Source organism: Occallatibacter riparius, from assembly GCF_025264625.1.
Lineage (GTDB): Bacteria > Acidobacteriota > Terriglobia > Terriglobales > Acidobacteriaceae > Telmatobacter > Telmatobacter riparius.
In genome coordinates, this window is record NZ_CP093313.1 from 4,191,931 (window position 1) to 4,211,264 (window position 19,334).

General features: G+C 60.6%; 14 protein-coding genes. 7 read left to right on the forward strand and 7 right to left on the reverse strand.

Annotated elements, in window-relative coordinates; translation table 11 throughout:
- From MOP44_RS17030 to MOP44_RS17040, 3 genes are read left to right on the forward strand one after another with little or no spacing between them, the layout of a single operon-like run.
- Positions 1-1,836, forward strand: a complete 1,836-nt coding sequence (locus tag MOP44_RS17030; RefSeq protein WP_260791425.1) for a sensor histidine kinase — start codon at positions 1-3, stop codon at positions 1,834-1,836.
- Positions 1,836-3,356: a hypothetical protein gene (locus MOP44_RS17035; protein WP_260791426.1), complete on the forward strand. Its 1,521-nt coding sequence runs from the start codon at positions 1,836-1,838 to the stop codon at positions 3,354-3,356. Before MOP44_RS17030 ends, MOP44_RS17035 begins: the two co-directional genes overlap by 1 nt.
- A gap of 44 nt (positions 3,357-3,400) precedes the next feature.
- Complete coding sequence (locus MOP44_RS17040; protein ID WP_260791427.1) at positions 3,401-4,075, forward strand: hypothetical protein; 675 nt, start codon at positions 3,401-3,403, stop codon at positions 4,073-4,075.
- 28 nt (positions 4,076-4,103) lie between these two features.
- Here MOP44_RS17040 and MOP44_RS17045 read toward each other — a convergent pair whose 3' ends face one another.
- The 3 genes from MOP44_RS17045 to MOP44_RS17055 form a co-directional block, all read right to left on the reverse strand.
- Positions 4,104-5,366 carry an MFS transporter gene (locus MOP44_RS17045; RefSeq protein ID WP_260791428.1) on the reverse strand — a complete coding sequence of 421 codons (1,263 nt, stop codon included), beginning with the start codon at positions 5,364-5,366 and terminating at the stop codon, positions 4,104-4,106.
- On the reverse strand, positions 5,366-6,373 hold the full coding sequence (locus MOP44_RS17050; RefSeq protein ID WP_260791429.1) for an HPr kinase/phosphorylase: 1,008 nt from the start codon (positions 6,371-6,373) through the stop codon (positions 5,366-5,368). The genes MOP44_RS17045 and MOP44_RS17050 overlap by 1 nt, the downstream gene beginning before the upstream one ends.
- 65 nt (positions 6,374-6,438) lie before the next feature.
- Complete coding sequence (locus MOP44_RS17055; RefSeq protein WP_260791430.1) at positions 6,439-9,912, reverse strand: TonB-dependent receptor; 3,474 nt, start codon at positions 9,910-9,912, stop codon at positions 6,439-6,441.
- Between the two features lie 208 nt (positions 9,913-10,120).
- Here MOP44_RS17055 and MOP44_RS17060 point away from each other — a divergent pair, with 208 nt between their 5' ends.
- Positions 10,121-10,600 carry a ferritin-like domain-containing protein gene (locus MOP44_RS17060; protein ID WP_260791432.1) on the forward strand — a complete coding sequence of 160 codons (480 nt, stop codon included), beginning with the start codon at positions 10,121-10,123 and terminating at the stop codon, positions 10,598-10,600.
- A gap of 36 nt (positions 10,601-10,636) precedes the next feature.
- Here the strand turns inward: MOP44_RS17060 and MOP44_RS17065 are convergent, their stop codons facing one another.
- Genes MOP44_RS17065 through MOP44_RS17075 form a run of 3 tightly spaced genes read right to left on the reverse strand, consistent with a single transcriptional unit; the run spans position 10,637 to position 13,864 of the window.
- Positions 10,637-12,985 carry an ATP-dependent RNA helicase gene (locus MOP44_RS17065; RefSeq protein WP_313901014.1) on the reverse strand — a complete coding sequence of 783 codons (2,349 nt, stop codon included), beginning with the start codon at positions 12,983-12,985 and terminating at the stop codon, positions 10,637-10,639.
- Entirely contained in the window at positions 12,982-13,218 is a 237-nt protein-coding gene (locus MOP44_RS17070; RefSeq protein ID WP_260791434.1) for an anti-sigma factor family protein, read from the reverse strand. Before MOP44_RS17070 ends, MOP44_RS17065 begins: the two co-directional genes overlap by 4 nt.
- 4 nt (positions 13,219-13,222) lie before the next feature.
- Complete coding sequence (locus MOP44_RS17075; protein ID WP_260791435.1) at positions 13,223-13,864, reverse strand: sigma-70 family RNA polymerase sigma factor; 642 nt, start codon at positions 13,862-13,864, stop codon at positions 13,223-13,225.
- Positions 13,865-14,339: 475 nt separating this feature from the next.
- Here MOP44_RS17075 and MOP44_RS17080 point away from each other — a divergent pair, with 475 nt between their 5' ends.
- Positions 14,340-16,418 (forward strand): transglycosylase SLT domain-containing protein, encoded by a 2,079-nt coding sequence (locus tag MOP44_RS17080; RefSeq protein WP_260791437.1) that lies wholly within the window; start codon positions 14,340-14,342, stop codon positions 16,416-16,418.
- Positions 16,419-16,683: 265 nt separating this feature from the next.
- The gene (locus MOP44_RS17085) at positions 16,684-16,947 is read left to right on the forward strand and encodes a hypothetical protein (RefSeq protein WP_260791439.1); all 264 of its coding nucleotides are present in this window, start codon (positions 16,684-16,686) and stop codon (positions 16,945-16,947) included.
- A 66-nt stretch (positions 16,948-17,013) separates the two neighbouring features.
- Here the strand turns inward: MOP44_RS17085 and fumC are convergent, their stop codons facing one another.
- Positions 17,014-18,465 carry a class II fumarate hydratase gene (gene fumC / locus MOP44_RS17090; protein ID WP_260791442.1) on the reverse strand — a complete coding sequence of 484 codons (1,452 nt, stop codon included), beginning with the start codon at positions 18,463-18,465 and terminating at the stop codon, positions 17,014-17,016.
- Positions 18,466-18,551: 86 nt separating this feature from the next.
- On the opposite strand from fumC, the gene MOP44_RS17095 reads away from it, so the two are divergent.
- Entirely contained in the window at positions 18,552-19,331 is a 780-nt protein-coding gene (locus tag MOP44_RS17095) for a glucosamine-6-phosphate deaminase (protein WP_260791444.1), read from the forward strand.
- The last annotated feature ends 3 nt before the right edge of the window (positions 19,332-19,334 follow it).

The following is a 19,334-nucleotide window of genomic DNA, read 5'->3' on the forward strand; positions in this document are numbered from 1 at the left end:
ATGACCGAGGAAAGTGTTGCCTTGAACCCTGGAGTGATTCCGGGCACGGAACAGAGTGACCAGGGAGTACGAACCCGCTTTCTTCTGATTCTGGCGATGGCGCTCATCACGACGGGCACTACGTTCGTGAGCCTTCTGGCCATTCGCCGTCCCCTTCGTAATCTGATCATCGAGAATGTCTCATCAGACCTGTCGCATTCCGTTGCGACGTTCGAAAATGTTCGTTCGCTGCGAATGACCGCGCTGGATCGCGAGAATGCTCTAATCGCAGACTTGCCTAGCCTCAAGGCTCTGATGACGACGAATGACGAGCCAACCATTGCAGATGCGGGGGTTGAATTCTGGAAGACAAGCGGGAATGATCTATTCGCATTGGCAGATCGCAATGGCGAGATTATGGCGGCATTCGTCGCGGGGGGAACTGCTGATCAGGCGTTTCGTGCGAACCTAAGGGGCTTCCTCTCGGCGCAACAGGGGACCTATTTTGTGAGCGGCAATCGACTATTCGAGTGCTCGGTGCAGCCGCTCTATTTCGGAAGCAGTTCTGAGGGCACTCTGCTGGGGCACGTTATCAGCGGGTTTGCGATCGATCGTGCAGCCGTTGAGACGCTGAGCCGCGCCACCAACGTGGATGCGGTGTTTCTCAGCAAAAATCATCTGCTGGCCAGTTCGCTCGATCCCAAATACGAGAAGGGCGTCTCCAGTATCCCTGCGCGCTCGTCCTCTGACGCTTCCGAGCCATTCACCACGGTGCTCGGCGGGGAAATGTTCCTGGCGGTGTCGCGGCAGTTGTCTGCGGATCCTGCGGCCCCACTGACGCTGGTCGAGTTGAAATCGCTGGAACCGGAAGAGAAGGCAATCCGGGAGATCGATCGCCTGGTTCTGCTGGCCGGCTTGCTCGCGCTGGTGCTTGGCGCGGCGCTGATGGCATTGCTGTCGCGGTTTGTTACGCGTCCGCTGGAGCAGCTTGCGGCCGGCGTGCGGGCTTTTGCCAGCGGCGACAGCGCGCATCTGCTTCCTTACCGCGGCACAAGAGAGGTGCGCGAACTCAGCACCGCCTTTGCAGGCATGCGGCGCGAGATTGTGAACGCGAACCAGGCGCTGCTCGAGTCGGAGCGCTTGGCTACGATTGGGCGCATGGCGAGTTCGGTCTCGCACGATCTGCGGCACTACCTGGCGGCGGTGTATGCGAATTCGGAATTTCTGGCATCGGGCAAGCTGCCGGAAGCGGAGCGCGTGGAAATTCTCGCGGAGATTCGCACGGCCGTGAATGGAACGACGGAGTTGCTTGAGTCGCTGTTGATGTTCAGCCGGACGGGTTCGCATGGCCGACGGAATCTGTACTCTGTAACTTCGTTTGTAGAGAAGGCTGTGTCGATCGTGCGGGCTCATCCCGATGCGGTTGGGGTGGCTTTCTCAGTGGAAGCCGGCGACGGGGCAGAGACTGAAGTTCTGGCCGATGCAAAACAGGTTGAGCGTGCAATCTACAACCTTCTGCTGAACGCGTGCCAGGCGCCGCGCGCGACGGGAAACGCGCCCATTGTTTCGGTTTCAGTTGTCCCGCGCGACGAAGACGTTGTGATCGATGTGGCGGATAATGGTGAAGGCGTTCCCACGGGAATCCGCGATACGCTGTTTGAGCCTTTTGTCAGCGAGGGCAAACACAAAGGGTCTGGCCTTGGGCTGACACTCACTCAGAGTATCGCCGCTGACCATGGCGGCGGAGTGATGCTCGTAAGGAGCCGGCCGGGCGAAACGGTTTTTCGCATGTCAATTGCCCGTGGCAGTTCACGCGCATCCTCAACGTTCGCAAGCCATGCGCGGATGGGGGAGTGATGAGACGCAAGCGCTCTGAAGCAGCACTGATGTGGAAGTCATACGTGCCGGTGGCCACTGCGGCCGCCGTTGTCGTTTTGTCTTTGGCCCCCGGCGCACGTTCGCAGGCAACGCAATCCGCAGATGTGCAGGAGCAGGTGCGCAGAATCAATGACGCGGTGAATCGCGTGCAGGCGCAGATTGATGAGTCACAGCGCGAGCTTGCGGAATTGAAGAGCCAACTAGCTGGATTGCAGGGCGGGACGGCGACAGCCACGTCCGTCGTTACCCAGGAGCAGCCCGCAGCCGCGGAGCTTGCGGCGGCTGTTGCGGGTATTCGCGAGACGCAGGGAATTCACGAGACGCAGCTCGCGACTCTCGATCAGGCGAAGGTGGAAAGCGAATCGAAGTATCCGCTCAAGGTGAGCGGACTGATCCTGATGACTGGCTCCGTCAACACGCAAGGGGTTGACGTGGCGGCTACGCCGACCGTGGCAGTCCACGGGCCGGGCTCCACGGCGGCAACAATTCGCCAGACGGTTCTTGGGCTTGATGCGCAAGGACCGCACTTGTTCGGCGCGACAAGCAGGGCGGATCTCCGATTTGACTTCTTCGCCAGCCCGGGCGGCAATGGTTATGGTGGAAGCACAGCTTTGGGAGTTCTGCGGATGCGCACGGCGCACGCACAGCTTGATTGGCAGCATTCAAAAGCGTATTTCGCGCTCGATCGGCCGCTGATGAGTCCTGATACGCCCACGTCGTTGACAGCCGTTGCGATTCCGCCGCTGGCGTGGTCAGGGACGTTATGGACATGGAATCCGCAGGTTGGCGGCTCGCATGATTTCTTTTCAGATCGAGCGATGAATCTACGTACGGAGGCGGCGCTGATTTTCGTTGCCGATCCGCCGCAGCTTTATGGAACGGCGCAGTCGGGAGGTTATGGACCTCCGAGCACGACAGAGCAATCGCGGTGGCCGGGAGCGCAGGCACGGCTGGCACTGGTGCATACAGGAGAGGGAGAGGGCGCGCACTTCGGAATTGGCGGTTTTGTTGCTCCGCACCTTTTGCCGCAGCCGAAGCGATTCAACTCATGGGCGGTAACGGCTGATTTCAATTTTCCTGTTACGCGCTTCACCCGACTCTCGGGTAGCTCCTATTACGGACAGGCGCTGGGTGGGCTTGGTGAGGGCGCGTTCAAGGACTATGCTGCGCGCATTTACCACAACGAGTGGTATTACCGCGCACTGGACGATATGGGTGGATGGGTGCAGTGGAAACAGCGCGCCGGCGAGCGTCTCGAATTCAATGAGGCGTTCGGCATGGATAACGTTCCGGCGCACCAGCTGCGGCCCTATACGTTCACAAATGCAGACAGCTACTACAATCTTGCACGCAATCGCACGATCAGCGGGAATGTGATTTACAGCCCCAGCGCGTACCTTCTGTTTACGCTGGAATATCGTCGCATTGCGTCGTCATTTGTGAACTCGCCGACAGAGTACAGCGATGTGATTGGACTTGGCACGGGGTACAAGTTTTGATGCGCGCGACACGGCGGCTCGCACATAGATGGGCGGCCGGTTGCATGCTGCTGTCGCCGGTGGTGATCACCGCTCAGCAGTCGCCAACCGAAGAGGTTCACGTTCAGGTGCAGTTGCCGGAATCGCCGACGGCGAAAGGGCACGGACCTGCGACGGTAGTGTGGCTCGAAGCGGCAGACAAACGGTCCAGCGTCCATCCGGCTTCTCCCGGGCGGTTCACTCTGCTTCAGAAGAACCGGATGTTCTCGCCGCATCTGCTCGTCGTCCCAGTGGGCAGTGTCGTTTCGTTTCCAAACGCCGATCCTTTCTTTCATAACGTCTTCTCTTATTTTAATGGGAAGCGTTTCGATCTTGGATTGTATGAAGCCGGAACGTCGAAAGAGATTACGTTCTCGCGCGAGGGCGTGTCGTACATCTTCTGCAATATTCATCCGGAGATGAGCGCGGTGATCCTCACGATAGACACGCCGCTCTACGGCGTGGCCGATTCTTCGGCGCGCGTCGCGATCCGCAATGTGCCGCATGGTGAGTATCTTTTGCACGTATGGGTGGAGGGCCTGATGCAGCCGGCGCTCGACCGAACGATACGCCGAGTCCAGGTAAGCGCTGACGGCACAAACTCAATTACGGTGGATGCAAGAAGCGCGCCTCTGCAGCCGGCGAAGCATCTCAATAAATTCGGTCAGCCGTACGATCACATCACGAGCGCTCCCTACTAGCAACGGGTCCGCCCATCGAATACTTTCCCTACACGGCTCCGGCGTGCTGAGCTTCGGCGGTGCTGGCGCGTTCGCGAATACCGAGGAACAGAAGTGCAGCGCCTATAGCGAATGCGGCATTGGAGAGAAGCACGGACCTGTAGCCGAACTGAACGATGCAGATGCCAGTGAGAGCCTGCGTGCCGGCCTGGCAGAGGGCGCCGCTCAGGTTCTGTACTGCCGAAGCTGTGCTGCGCTCGGATTCAGGGATGCGATTCATCAGAAGGTTGTAGATTCCGGGGCTGCACATGAAGAGCATCGCGTTGTAGGCGAGATAGAAGCCCACAGCGGCGCGCGGCATGGTTGTCGCGCCGATCAGTGCGAGGAAGAGTGCCGTGCCGATCTGGGCGATGACAATTCCTTTGACCAATCCGCGCCGGCTGAACATCAGCGGCGCGCCGAGGACTGCAACGAATTGAGCTAGTTGCGAGGCGGAGAAGATCATTCCCACCTGCACCAGCGGGATCTTGAGCACCTGTTGAAGGTAGATCGCGCCAAATGCGGGAAAGGAGCCCGTGACCACATTCCAGAGCACGAATGGCGGAAGAAAGCGCAGCAGGAAGGGATGAAGGCGCAGGCGCTGACCGGGCGCGGGCAGGCGATCGCGCAGCTTGAGCTTTAGCAGCGGCCAGACTCCTGTAAGGATCAGGCCGCACGCAAGCAGCAGAACGACGCGGATTCCGCTCACGATGGACTGGTGGCTTCCAGCTTTGTGCAGCAGCTCTGGGATGTATCCGCCGAGCAGGCCAGCGAATGTTCCCATGCCGATGCCGGTGGCGAACATGATGCTGAATCCCGATGTTCTGTTACGGTCGTCGGTTAGCGAGGCAACTGCGGGGGAGAAGCAGATGGGCCAGCAGCACATTGCCATTCCGGTCGCGAATGCAAGCGCGATTTGAGCCGTGCCCGACAGAATCAACACGCGAGCGATACACAGCGAGGGCGCGGCGATGAACGAGAACAGCAGGAGCGGACGGATTCCGAGTCGCCGGGCCAGGAAGGTTGCAGGCAAGGTGGCAACGACATTGCCGAGCGTGAGAGAGGCGGCAATGTTGCCGACTACCCGCTCGTTGAAATGCAGATCGGTTAAATAGAGATTGAACAGAAACAAGAACAGGCCGAATCCGAGATCGAAGAAGAATGCCGCCGCGAAGAATGTCCAGAAATCCGGACTGAAGCGGTGGCGGATGCGCTTCCAGCGCGTGAGGCGTATCTCCCGTTTGCGGGAACGAGCAATGACGAGCGACGCCATCAGCATCCCTCGCGCGCAAGGGTTTCGAGCCGTTCCACAGCCCAGTCCAGATCGTTGTAGCGAAGCTCGTAGACGCCTAAACGCAGAAGATCGTCGATTGCTTCGGAATGATTCTGTGCGGTGAAAGGCATGCAGAGTATCTGCTGCATCATGTACATGCGGGCGACCGGCGTGGGGAACGGAGCAAGCTCCTGCGTGGCCACATTGCGCTTGAGGAAGACGATCCTTTGCACATGCGCTGTGTTCGAAGTGGCAATCTGCGCGATGTCGAATGTGGATAGCTCGACGGAGGGCTTGCCCACGCCCGCGCGCTCCATGAGGTCGCGACCGCGGAGTTCAGGGAAGAGCGCTTCAGCAGTAGGGCGAAAGCGAACCTGGCAGCAGTTGCCCACCACGAGGCGATCGTCGCGGCCATGTAGAAGATAACTGCCGTCGTCTGTCACGTAGGTGAAGCCGGCGCGGGCGCAGGCATACGAGAGGGTCGTTTTGCCTGCGCCCGAGTCGCCGCACAACAGAATGCCGGTGCCGTTCAGCGAGACGCACGCTCCATGAATGCCGGTTGCAGAGCGGCCGGAGATGCCGCCCATTGCACACGATTCCAGGAAGAAGTAGCGAAAGTAATCGCGATGGTTCAACGCGGCCGTCGTGATCCACACCAACGAGTAGCCAAGGGAGTGATCGCTGATGGCGAAGTTCTCTCCATCGGCGATGTTGGTGAGAAGGTGATCGCGCACGCGACACACGGGAGTGGGAGGGCAGAGGAGAGAATCAGTGGATGCCACGCCGATGTTGATCTGCACCGGTTCCGTGTCGAACAGTTTTGTGAAGGAGCCCCAGCTCTCTTCTGCGCATGTCAGAACCTCTTCGCAATTGGTTGAAACGGTGACAGGAAATCCAAGAGGGTAGAAAGTCTTGCTGAGCGAAAACGGCGTGCGTGCGAGGGTCGGATCGCCGGTCTCGAGCTGCTCGCCGCGCAGCCAGGCAAACTTGAGTTGTTCCGTACTCAACAGATCACAGGGCTGAGCGGGCAAAGACTGCAGCGAACTCCGCATTTGTGTGGTCCCTTCCATGTTCAGAACTGATATTTCAACGCGATCTGGATGATGCGAGGGTTGTTCGACTTTGTTGTGATCTTTCCGAATGCAGGTCCGAAGTTGACGATGTTGAGTGGGTTCGCGAAGTTCGGTGTGTTCGTCAAATTGAAGAACTCGCCGCGCACATGGACGCTGTGCTGTTCGAGGATTGGGATCGTACGCTCGATGGCGAGATCCATATTGCGCTGTCCTGGGCCGCGCACGACGCCGACACCGCTGTTGCCGAAATCTGTATCTCCGGGGCCAGCGGCGTTCGGAGCAAGTGGAGCATCCGTAAAGCCGTTGGCATCGAGGTACGTGCCGATGACGCGCGAGTACAGTGAGCCTGGCGTGGCGATGCGCTTGCCGCTGAGTTGTGCACGATTCTCAAACGGGTAGTTGCCATACACGGCGCCGGCGCCGAAGTCGAGGACAGTGATGGGCGTGCCGGATTGGAGGACGAGGATTCCTGAGGCGAGCCAGTTGGAGGTCAGGGTGCGCACGAAGGCTGACGAGGTTCTTGCGCCGGGGATGTCGTAGGTGAAGCTGAATACTCCGCGATGCGTGCGGTCGAAGTCAGTGGGGCCGTAGCTCTGACGGGGATTACGCTGATCGTTTGTGAGCAGCCACAGCTCGAACACCTGGCTTCCGGATGAACCGCTTGTTTGATCCAGCGTGCGCGACCAGGTGTAGCTACCGAGGAATTGCAAGCCTTTGCTCAGACGCTTGGTTGCGCTGGCCTGAAGCCCGTTGTAGTTGGAGTCGTACGCGGTGGCGCATTCAAGCGAGCCCGGGGCGATGCCCTGATAGGGCGCGCGCAGCACCACGTTGCCGGCGCTGTTGATGGTTTCGCCATAGACCGGAGCGGAGGCACTCGCAAGCAGCGACTGGTTGAACTCTGCGCAGCCAGCGACGTGGAGCGTGCGCGTGCCGACGTAACCAATCTCGGCGAGCGTGTTCCAACCCATGCCGACCTGCACGTTGAGGTTGTATTCCTGGGTGTAGGGATCGACCATTTTTGTCGAAAGGCCTACGACGGTTGGTCCGCCGCCGCAGTTCGACGTGCTTGGATCGCAGTTCTTGATGGCGGGGATGCGCTGGATGAAGATGGGATAGCTTTCGGCGCTGGGCAGCAGAGGATTGAAGGGCGTGGTCAGGCTGGCGCCTCCATTCTGCGATCCAGAAAAGAGCTGGATGGTTGAGAATGGCGGCTGGCTCACGAGATTCTCGGCGAGGCCGCCAGCAAGGCGGTCGAAGTAGATTCCGTAACCGCCGCGCACGACGAGGTCCGGGTGATTCGAAGCGTGATACGCGAAGCCGAAACGCGGCGATACGTCTGTGTATCGTGTCGGCCATACACCGCGCCTGTCGGTTTGCTTCACGCCCTGGGGCACCGAGTCAGGAAAATTAGATGCTACGACGAAGCCGCTCAGGGTGCCGGTTGCCGGCGCGGTCAGTGTCGCGATGGTTGGGTCGAAAGTGACGAGGCGGCCGTGAATCTCTGAGGGAGGGCCGAAGACTTCATAACGCAGGCCAGCGTTGATCGTGAGGGAGGGGGTGAGTTTGACGTCATCCTGCACGAATGTCGCGAAGTCGGAGTAGCGCTCGTCTTTGCGGAAGATGCCGGAACTTCCGCCGCTTGACGTCACGTTGCTGAGCCCGTTAGGGCTGCCGTTTTGCTGCGCGCTCTGGCCTAGGAGAAAGTCGCTGAAGGTACGGATGTCGAGAAGGCCGGAAGCGGCGAAGGGGGCGTCGATCATAACCTGGTGACGCTTCACCTCGGCGCCGAAGCGGATGAAATTCCTGCGGCGGGTGAGCGAGACCGTGTCCTGCGCGATGTAGCTGTTGGTGCGCTGCGTCTGCGAGGGCGTGCCTGCGTCGCCGATGGTGAAGAGTCCGTCGACGGTGACGCCGGGTGCGAGAATGCCGGGACCGGCGAGCCCGGTGGGCGATTGTGTGCCGACATCGCTTGCGAGGATGGGCGCTTCAACAGAGGACTTGCCATCGAAGCGCATGTATCCGAGGCGGCCGACGTTGATGAGGTTGCTGTTGACGACGTGGGTGTCGGATGCGACGACCATGACGTTCTTGTCGACTTCATTGGTGCCCCATCCGGGCACGTTTGCTGCGTTGGGCGAGAAAGGATTGACGGTCGGCGCGCGCGAATAGAACAGGCGTGCCGACGCGGTGTTCTTATTCGAGAAGCTATGGTCAAAGTCGCCCGTGTATTGGTCTTCGTTGTATGTAGCTGGAGTTGCGTAGGTCGATTCTCCGATGGGCATTTGTCCGGGGTCAGCGGGCAGCAGAATCTGGGGACTCGGAACGGCAAACTGGCCGTTCGGCAGCTTGAAATTCAGCAGTTTCAGCGCCACCGGGTTGATGTTGGAGCCATTGCACTTTAGCTGCGTGCCGCCGGCCGCTGTGGGGTACGCGCAGAACTGCGCACCCAGCGTAGCGGCGCTGCGATCAGACGTGAGCTGTGGAAGAAACGTGGTGAGTTCCGTGCCTACGCCGTTGCTTGAGCGGAGGCCTTGATAGGCGACGAAGAAGAAGGTCTTGTTGCGAAGGATGGGGCCGCCCAGAGCCGCTCCGAACTGGTTCTGCTTGAGTACGGGTCTGGGCTGGCCGGTCAGCTTCGAGAAGAAATCGTTCGCGTTGAGAGCATCGTTGCGCAGGAACTCCCATGCGGTTCCATGGAAGCGGTTGGTTCCTGTTCTGCTCACGACGTCAACGTTGGCGCCGGTGCCGCGGCCGTAGGTCGCATCGTAGTTGCCGGTCTGGACTTTGAACTCCTGGATGGTGTCGGGCGCTGGCACCGCAACGCCGACCTCTTCGCCATCCGATGCGGCAGAGTTCTGCGCCAGGTTGTTCGCGTCCACTCCGTTGAACTGGATGTTGTTGGCGGTCGTCTTACCTCCGTTCGCAATCACATCCTGGGTGCCGCGCCCGGGCTGGGTGGCGTCAGGCAGACCTACCGTGACGCCGGGCGAGAGGGAGAGAATCTGCGTGAAGTTGCGGTTTGAGAGCGGCAGTGCTGTGATTGCCTGCTCGTCGACGGCGCGCCCAAGAGCGGAGCTTTCGGTGGTGGCGATCTGTTCGTTGGCGGTGACTTCTACGGTCGCTTTTGCCGCTGCGAGCGCGAGCCGGATCTCAACGGAGCTTGTTTCGCTGACCACCACGGCGATGGCCTGGGAGCGGCTCTGCGCGAATCCATCAGCGCTGACGCGGACTACGTAATTCCCTGGCGCCAGTAGAGGAGCCTCGAAGGCGCCTGCCGCATCGCTGATCGTGCTGCGAAGCGCATGCGTCGCTTGCTGTTCCACGCTCACCGTCGCGTTCGGCACCGTGCGCCCTGCGGGATCGTAGATCATTCCGCGGATGGCGCCAGTGCCGGGGGCCTGGCTGTTTCCGAGGGCGCTCAGAAGCAAAATGCACGACAACAGGAAGCCACGCTGCCAATCGATCAGTCTCATGGGTCTTGTTCCTTTTCAACGACTGGCGACAGCATACGAAGGGCGCAACCGTCTGTTTGTCAGCGACTTGTCTTTCATTTGTCATTTCGGTTTGGCTGCGAGAGCGGCGTGTTTTGCCGGTTAGAGACCTGGGGCGGCGCGCTTACGACATTCACGGGCATTCGCGCATCTAAGTTCCTGTCTTTCTATCTGAAAGGGGAGTTTACGAATGCCCGAAAAGAAAGCCGATCAGGATCGCAAGAAAGCGATTGAGGATCTTATCAACGACTTGAACGAGGATCTCGCACGCGAATACCAGGCGATCATCGCCTACACCGTCTACAGCAACGTGCTGAAGGGCGCGCAGTGGATGTCGATTGCGGCCGAGTTGAAACTGCATGCTGCCCAGGAGTTGCAGCATGCATTGATCATTGCGGACCAGATTGACTATCTGGGAGGGATGCCTACCAATACGCCGAAGCCGGTGAAGCTGAGCGAGAAGCCCGAGGACATGATCCGCTTCGATCTCGACAACGAGACTGAGACGATCAAGAACTATCGCCGCCGCGTGAAGCAGGCAGAGGGTCTGGGCCACTATGCGCTGGCTGAGCAGCTGCGCACCATCATCTCTCAGGAGCAGGAGCACCAGCACGATCTGGCGACAGCTCTTGGCATCGATGTGCCTGACGTTTTCTGCGAAGGCGCCTAGCGGCGGGATTCGCGGCTGATCTCGTGACGCGCGGGATCAGCCGCGATGATTTTCAGGCCACGCGTGCCTTGGATAACGGCGCATGAGTTCGCGGCGTACCTGCGGATAGAGGCGCTCCCAAAATCCGGCGAGGTCGGTTGTTGTCTGCACCGGTCGCTGATTGGGCGCAAGCAGATGCAGCACTACCGGCACGCGGCGCGGGCCGATGCGCGGAGTTTCATCCATGCCGAAGAAGTCCTGCAGGCGGGATGCGATCCACGGGGTCTTGCCGGGCTCATAGTGGATCTTCACCTGGCGGCCGCCTCTGAGGCGCAGAGTGCGAGGTGCGTTTTCACGCAGGATGTGCGGTTCGAATCGCTGCTCGAGCCACGGCACAAAGCTCGCGCCATCTTTCTTTAACTCGGCAAAGCTGCGGCGGCCCACGCAGAACGCTCTGAAGCTCTGCTGGATTTCCGCAGGAGCAACGCCGGCGAACTCGAGTCGTCCGGCAAGGTCTTCGATGAGGTCCGCGTCGACGAAGCGGCCGATTCCTGCTTCCATGGCTTTGTCTGCCAATAGCGTAGCTGCTGCATCGGCATCTGGCGCGGCGATCGATTCCTGCAGAATTAACTCGTCATAGAGGAGCCGGCTTGCTGCATCTACGCGCTCTGCCTGGCGGTTCCAGATGACCGCTGTTTCGTCGCGAACATGCTCGGGAAAGTAGTCGAGAAGCCACTCGGGCTCTATGCGGGCGAAGAGACGAACCTGCGGCAGAGGCTTCTCGGTGCGGTCCTCTACGTCGAGCGCAACCAGCAGTTGAGAGGATGGCGGTTTGCCGACGATCTCCGCTGCTTTGCCGCTCGCGAGCATGACCTGGTTGCCGCCTTTGTGCTGCGCAACGCGATCTGGAAAGCCAAGCAATACGGCTTGCAGCAGCGGATTGTCGTCGTGCGTGTTGGGCCGGTGCGGCTTGGCGATCCGCAACAGATGCCGCAGTTGCTGCTGGGCTGCACTGCCGAGCGGCTCATCAAGGGCATCGAGAAGATCGTTGTGCTGAACGCGCTCGCCGGAAGCCAGTATCGCAGCAGCAATGCAAGCAGGGCGGCCTGCACCTCGCTCGGAGGCGGCTTCGATCATGCGCGATAAGCGCGGATGGAGGGGCAAGCGCATGAGTTCGCGCGCATCTGCCTCTGTGGCTGCAAGGCGCTCCAGCAGCTTCTCGGCGTGATCGATTGCTTCGGCGGGAGGTGCATCCAGCCATGCGATGTCGTTTGGATCACGAATCCCCATGGCGCGCAGGGCTAGGCACATCTGGGTCAGATCGCTGCGCAGGATTTCGGGAGTATCGAAATCGGCGCGCCCCTGGTAGTCCATCTGGGAGTAGAGCCGGATGACACGGCCTGGCGCCGTCCGTCCGGCGCGCCCAGCGCGTTGGCGAGCAGAGGCTTTGCTCACGCGACCCACTCGGAGAGTCGGCAGGCCGGTCCACGGTGAGTAGCTGGCCATGCGGGCCAAGCCGCTGTCGATTACGGTCTGCACGCCATCGATCGTGATCGAACTCTCGGCAACGTTCGTCGAGAGAATCACCTTGGCCTGTGTTGCGGGAGCCACTGCACGATCCTGCTCGGACGTGGGCAGGTCGCCGTAGAGCGGCAGCAACAGGCGGTTGCATGCGCGGGCAACAGGCTCACATCCCGCGGCGGCTCGGCGGATCTCTGCCGCGCCTGGAAGGAAGACGAGGACCTCGCCCGCATCCGGCTCGCGAAGGACTTGTTCCAACGCATTCCGCACCTGCTCGTGCAGCGGCGCGGCGGAGTAGTCGGTATGTTCGATAGTTAGATCGAAGACCTTTCCGCTTGATTTGAGGACCGGGCAGCCACCGAGAAACTGCGCAACGGGGCCGGTGTCGAGCGTAGCCGACATCACGACAATGCGAAGATCGGGCCGACGCTGTTGCAGCCGCCGCAGCAGAGCCAGGGCGAGGTCGGTTTCAAGATGCCGCTCGTGGAATTCGTCGAGAACGACGGCGTCCACGCCTTCGAGTTCTGGGTCGGAGAGAAGGCGACGCGTCAGCACCCCTTCCGTCAGGAAGTGGAGTCGGGTTTGCGGGCCTGCAATGCGCTCGAAGCGGACCTGAAAGCCGACTGTCTGGCCCAGCTCTTCGCCCAGTTCCCATGCCACGCGCTTTGCGGCCAGCCGCGCGGCGATGCGCCGCGGCTCCAGGACCAGCACGTCGCCGGTGACCGCGTTGAGCAAGGCTGGCGGAACGCGCGTCGTTTTGCCGGCGCCCGGCTCCGCCTCCAGGACGAGGTTTGGCGTGCGCGCGAGCGATGCGACGATTTCAGGGAGAAGGGAATCGACAGGTAAAGGAAGCTGGCGGGAGGCCATCGAGCGCGTCGGCGTCAACAGCCCTTTTTACAGCGAGCCATGATTGCGGCGTGGAGCCGCTCGCGCAACCCGGCAGGCATCTCGTAGATCTGCTGCGAACGGTAGATCTGGATGGTCTTTCGGGTGGTGTTGAGGGTGACTTCGCAGTGATCACAGGACTCGAGGTGCTGCTGCAGTTCCTGGCGCAGCTCGGGCCTGATGGCGTCGTCAAGCATATCGTCAAGCAGGGCAAGAAACTCTGAGCAGGTCATTTCTCTACCCCTTCCGTCCATCGGAGGATGCGGCCGCCCGCTTCCGCTTGAAGTAGCGGGTGAGCCGTTCGCGCAACTGAAGCCGTGCGCGTAAAAGTCTTGATTTCACTGCGGGAATACTCAGTCCCAGCGCTTCGGCGGTCTCCTCTGTGGAGAGACCCTGCACGTCGCGCAACTCGAACACGACCCGGAAGCCCGGGGGCAATCCCTTGATGGTCTTGTCGAGGATCTTGTTGAGCTCGGCCTGGCTGTAGTTCTGCTCCGGATCGGGCGCCCAGTCGGCCAGATCGCGCGGCACGCTGCCCTCTTCCGTCTCGACGTCCTCGTCGATAGAAACCATCTTGCCGGTGCGTCGCTTGCGCAACCGCATCAAGCTCTCGTTGACTGCGATTCTGACCAACCATGTGTAAAACTTCGAGTTCCCCTGAAACTGATCGAGCTTCTCGAACCCCTTCACGAACGTGTCTTGCGTAACGTCTTCGGCGTCCTCCCGGTTCTGCGTGATGCGCATCGAAATCCGGAAGATCTGCCGCTCGTACTTACGGACAAGCGTGTCGTAGGCCGAGACATCACCGGCGCGTACCCTTTCTACCAGGGCAATGTCGGGGTGCTGCTCGTTCTCTGCTATGGGTTGGATGGTCGCCATGCGAGTTGGTTGCGTAATTCCGCGGTACGGTTCACCGCAGGGGGCCGCTAGGTCCATTCTAAAGGACGGAGCTGGGGCGGGCAGGCGCATTCCGGCTGAAATGGGCAGGGAACCCACATCCCAAACCCCGCGGAAGTGACTGCGGTGATGCATGCCGCTGTCATGGGGGACGAAACCGGCATACATTGATTGTATGAGGGTGCTGATTTCCCCATTTTTCCCCTCCAGGCTCGGTAAGGCCTGCCTGGTTGGATTGATTTGTCTGCTGGTTGCCGCGGTCCCCATCTCAGGACAAGGCTCGAGTAGTGCTGGTTCGCACGGTTCTTCGAGTTCGACCAAAAAGAAGCATACTTCCACAACATCCAAGAAGAAGGCGACGGCCCGCAAGTCCCGCCATCGCGGAACGCCGGCGGAACGTCGCGCCCGGACAGCCAGGCTGAAGCAGGCGTTCGTGGCGTCGTCGGAGTTGCGGCCCATGGCCACGCAGCTCCAGACCATGCGCACTCCGGCAGCCTACGCCGGGGTGACGAGTTATGCCCAGCGCCACAGCGGGGATGCGGCGGCGGCGGCGTATCTCTCGCTGGGGCGTGCCTACCAGAACGACAAGCGTTTTGGGGATGCCGTCTCGGCCTTCACGCAGGCCAAAAAGAACGGCGACCAGCTCGACGACTACGCCGACTTCCTGGCTGCCGAGTGCTTGCACGCGCAGCAAAACGATTCGGCAGCCGAGGGGCTGCTGAAGGGTTTCAACAACCGGTATCCGGACAGCGTTTTCGAAGTGGAGGCGCCGGAACTTGAGGCCAACGTGCTGCTGGCCCAGGGCGACCCCACGGCCGCCCAACGCGCGCTTTTGACGATCGCCGACATTGCCAAGGACAAGCCGAACTACGAGCTGACTGCCGCGAAGATCGCGTTTGCGATCCAGCAGAACGATGAGGCTCTGCGGCTGTTTAAGCACCTTTTGCTGAGCCATCCGCTGACTCCAGAGGCGGAGGTGGCGCGCGCTCGCCTGACAGCCATGGGCGCTGAGAGCAGCCTGACTCCCGCCGAACTGCGCAGCCTGGGCGATGCCTATTACAACGCAGGGCGGTACCAGCTTGCGTCAGAGCAGTACCACGCATTGGCACGCAATACGCAGATCGATGCGAACCTGCGCAACAGCTTCGCGGTGGCCGCGGCAGCGTGCGATCTGAAGCTCAAGCGGCTGACCGAGGCACAGGCGCGAGCACTTCCCGACAGCAACGATGACAACGGCGCCCGACGGCTGTATCTGATGATGGAGCTGGCTCGCAGCGCGCAGAATGATGGCGAGCAGCAGCAGCTGGTTGAGAACCTGAAATCGCGCTTCCCGCAAAGCCAGTGGCTGGCAGAGGCTCTGTTCTCCAGCGGCAACATGTATATGTTGCGGCGCGATTATCCGCAGGCAATCAACTACTACTCCTATCTGGCGACGCACTTCCCGTCGAACCACAACTCCGCCGCCGCGCACTGGCGCGCCGGGTGGCTGCTCTATCGCCAGGGGAACTTTACGGATGCAGCGCGTATCTTCGACGAGCAGATCAAGCTTTTCCCGGACGATACGGAACGCGCGGCAGCGCTATACTGGCGGGGCCGGCTTTACGAGATGCAGGACAAGAAGCCTGCGCAGGCCGCGGCGAACTATCGTGCCGTGGTCTCTCGTTACCAGCACTACTTCTATGCGCAAATGTCGCGTGAGCGACTTAAGGTGCTCGGCCAGCCGGAACTGGTGTCGCAGCAGATGGATGGCTATGAGCCTCCACCGGTGCCGCACCTGGTGGATACGTTCCCGGCCGATTCACCGCACATCGCCAAGGCTCGCCTGATCGCGAATGCCGGGCTGAACGAGTTCATCGGGCAGGAACTCGCGGCTGACCCTGACTACGCTTCATGGGGCGCGCTGGCCGAGGCGCAGATTTACGCTTCGTTCGGCGAGACGTATCGAGCGATGCGCTCGCTGAAGAAGGCTCTGCCGTATGCCACTTCGGCGCCTATCAAGTCCATCCCGCTGGCGTACTGGCGAATTCTTTTCCCGGAAGCGTGGTGGGACACGGTGAAGACAGAGAGCGCGAAGAACGGGCTGGACCCGTATCTGGTAGCTTCGCTGATCCGGCAGGAATCAGAATTCAACCCATCGGTGATCTCCTACGCCAACGCATACGGGCTCATGCAGATTGAGCCCAGCGTGGGTAGGTCTCTGGCGCGGCAGGAAGGCATCTCGGGTTTCCAGACATATCAACTCCTGAACCCCGAGACGAATATCCGGCTGGGCACACGCTACCTTCGGCAGATGCTGGACAAGTTCGGTGGCGTACAGGAGTACGCGCTGGCAGCGTACAATGCCGGTGACTCGCGGGTGGTGGACTGGCAGGCAGCCGGACCATATCGCGGTATGGACGAGTTCGTTGAGTCCATCCCGTTCACGCAGACCCGTGATTACGTGCAGGCGATTCTGCGCAACGAGGAGATCTATCGCGGGATCGACGCTGCTGCCGCGGCGCAAGCCAAAATTGGCATCGCTTCGCGTAAGCAGTGATTTTGAGTCTAAGGAAACAAAAGGGGCCGCGGAGAGCGGCCCTTTATCTGCTCCCAAAGTTGAATATCCGACATAGGAACCCACCTCAGTAACTTCCCTGATGCGATTCTGATTGACGAACCGTTCGGCACCGGGCAACACTGTTTTCGACCCGGAGGCGTCCAATACTCCGGGTTGACTCTCGCAGCTGCTCGTGTTGCCTCAACGGAGTCGGAGCGGATCATCGCATCGGCTTGCTCGCATCTCAACCCTTAGGGAGGGCAGGATGTCAGCCGACTTGCAGTTCCTGGAAGAATGGATCCCCGAGAGAATGGACCCCGGCACGGTTTTCGTTCTCGAAAACCAGACCTCGCTGGGGAATGCCCAAAACCCTTACGTCGCCGTCATGTCCTGTCCGCGCTGCGGAACCATGGGGCTGATTACCCGCCGGCAGCTTTGCGGCGGCGAGCCCATGATCTGCGGCGGCGACTTCTGCTCCGCGGAGTACCAGCTTCGCGGCGAGAATATTTGTTATCGCAATCCGCAATAAAGCAGTTGTCGGTTTTCAGTTGTCAGTTTTCAGCCGTCGGCGAATCAGCTTCGCCGGCGGCTCAGTTCAGAGGCGCGGGTTGCCGACCAGTTTCGCAGGATCCGCGATGCGGTCGAAGTCTTCGGCGCTGATGAACCCGCTTTTCACCGCCGCTTCGCGCAGACTTAGATTCTCCTCCATGGCGCGATGTGCAATCTGCGCCGCCTTGTCGTAGCCGATCGCCGGGCTGAGTGCGGTCACCAACATCAGGGAGTCGTTGACGTATTTCTGAACGCGCTCGTGGTCGAGCGTGATGCCTTCCACGCCGAACTCGCGGAATCGATTACAGGCGTCGGTCAGCAGACGCGCCGACTGAAGCACGTTCCAAATCACGATGGGGCGCATGGCGTTCAGCTCGAAGTTTCCCTGCGAGCCCGCGAAGGCTACGGCCGTGTCATTCGCGATTACCTGGATGCACACCATCACCATGGCCTCCTGCTGCGTGGGATTCACCTTGCCCGGCATGATGGAGCTGCCCGGCTCGTTCTCAGGCAGGATCAGCTCGTGGAGGCCGGCGCGCGGGCCGGAGCCGAGCCAGCGCAGGTCATTGGCGGTCTTCATCAGTGCCACGGCGAGCATCCGCAGAGCCGCGCTGGCATTCACCATCGGGTCGAGCGAGGCCTGTGCCGCGAACTTGTTGCGTGCCGTGACGAACGGACGGCCGGTCATGCGGGCGATCTCTTCGGCGACTTTCGTCCCGAACTCAGGCGGCGCGTTCAGGCCCGTTCCGACTGCTGTCCCTCCGATCGCCAGCGGGTAGAGGCGGCTGATCGAATCGTGGATGATCGCCATCGAATCCTCAAGCTGCGCGGCATAGCCGGACCACTCCTGGCCTACCGTGAGCGGCGTTGCATCCTGCAGGTGCGTGCGGCCGAGCTTCACTACGTCGATCCACTCGCGTGCCTTGGACTGGATCACGTCCTTCAGGGCTTTCACGGCCGGAATCAGCTGCTCATGGAATGCGAGCACCGTGGCAATGTGCATCGCGCCGGGGAAGGTGTCGTTCGATGATTGCGATAGGTTGACGTGCTCATTGGGATGAACGGGATCTTTGCTGCCGAGTTTGCCGTCGGCCAACTGAATTGCGCGATTGCTGATTACTTCATTCACGTTCATGTTGGTTTGCGTGCCGGAGCCGGTCTGCCACACAAACAGAGGGAACTCGGCGTCGAGTTCGCCGCGGATGATCTCGTCGCACACGCGGGCGATCAGATTCGCTTTCCATTCCGGCAGGAGACCGAATTCGCCATTGACCAGCGCGGCGGCTTTCTTGACGTAGCCGTAGGCGCGGCATACCTCAATGGGCATTCGATCGGTGCCGATGGCGAAGTGATGCAGGGAACGCTCGGTCTGCGCGCCCCAGTAGTGATCGGCAGCGACGGCGATCTCGCCCATCGAATCGCTTTCAATTCGCTTGCCAATGGCGCCGGTTCCAATCGGCAGATTCTGAATGCGCGGTTCGGATTCGTTCTGTGCCATCGGCCACCTTCTTTCACTTACATCCTAAAGATGCACGCGCAGCCGACGGGGAACTCGAACCTCGCCGCCTGTGATAACTTCGGCCCATGTCGTCTGAACCGAAGCGGCTCAAATTCGACGAGCTTTCCGTAGAGATTTATCCCACCCGCGAGGCCGCCGGTGAGGCCGCCGCGCGCGTTGCCGCCGAAGCACTGATCGCCCTGCAAGAGAGCCAGGCAGACCTCGCCGTCATCTTTGCAACGGGTGCATCGCAGATTGAAACACTTGCCGCGCTGACATCCACGGAAGGCGTCCCCTGGCCACGGATCACCGGGTTTCACATGGACGAATACATCGGTCTTCCCGTCACTCACCCAGCCTCTTTTCGACGCTACATGCGCGAGAAGCTCGCGGACCGCGTGCCCCTGCGGCAGTTCCACGAAATCAACGGAAACGCGCTGGATCCTCACCGTACCGCAGCCGCTTATGCCGACCAGCTTCGCACGGCGGCTCCGCAACTCTGCCTGCTCGGAATTGGCGAGAACGGCCACCTCGCATTCAATGATCCGCCAGTCGCCGACTTCTCTGATCCGGTCGATGCCAAGGTCGTCGAACTTGATCAGCAATGCAAGGAGCAGCAGGTTGCGGAGGGCTGGTTTGAGGGCTTGGCGGACGTTCCGGAGTCGGCGATCACGCTCACTATTCCTGCGCTGATGCGTGTACCGAGGCTGATCGCATCCGTGCCCGGCATCCGCAAGGCAGCCATCGTTCGCCGCGCTCTGACCGAGCCCGTCTCGACCGCATGCCCGGCAACAATCCTGCGAACGCATCCGGGCGCGACCTTGTTTCTGGACCAGGAATCGGCCAGCGAGTTGAGCCAAAAATAATTT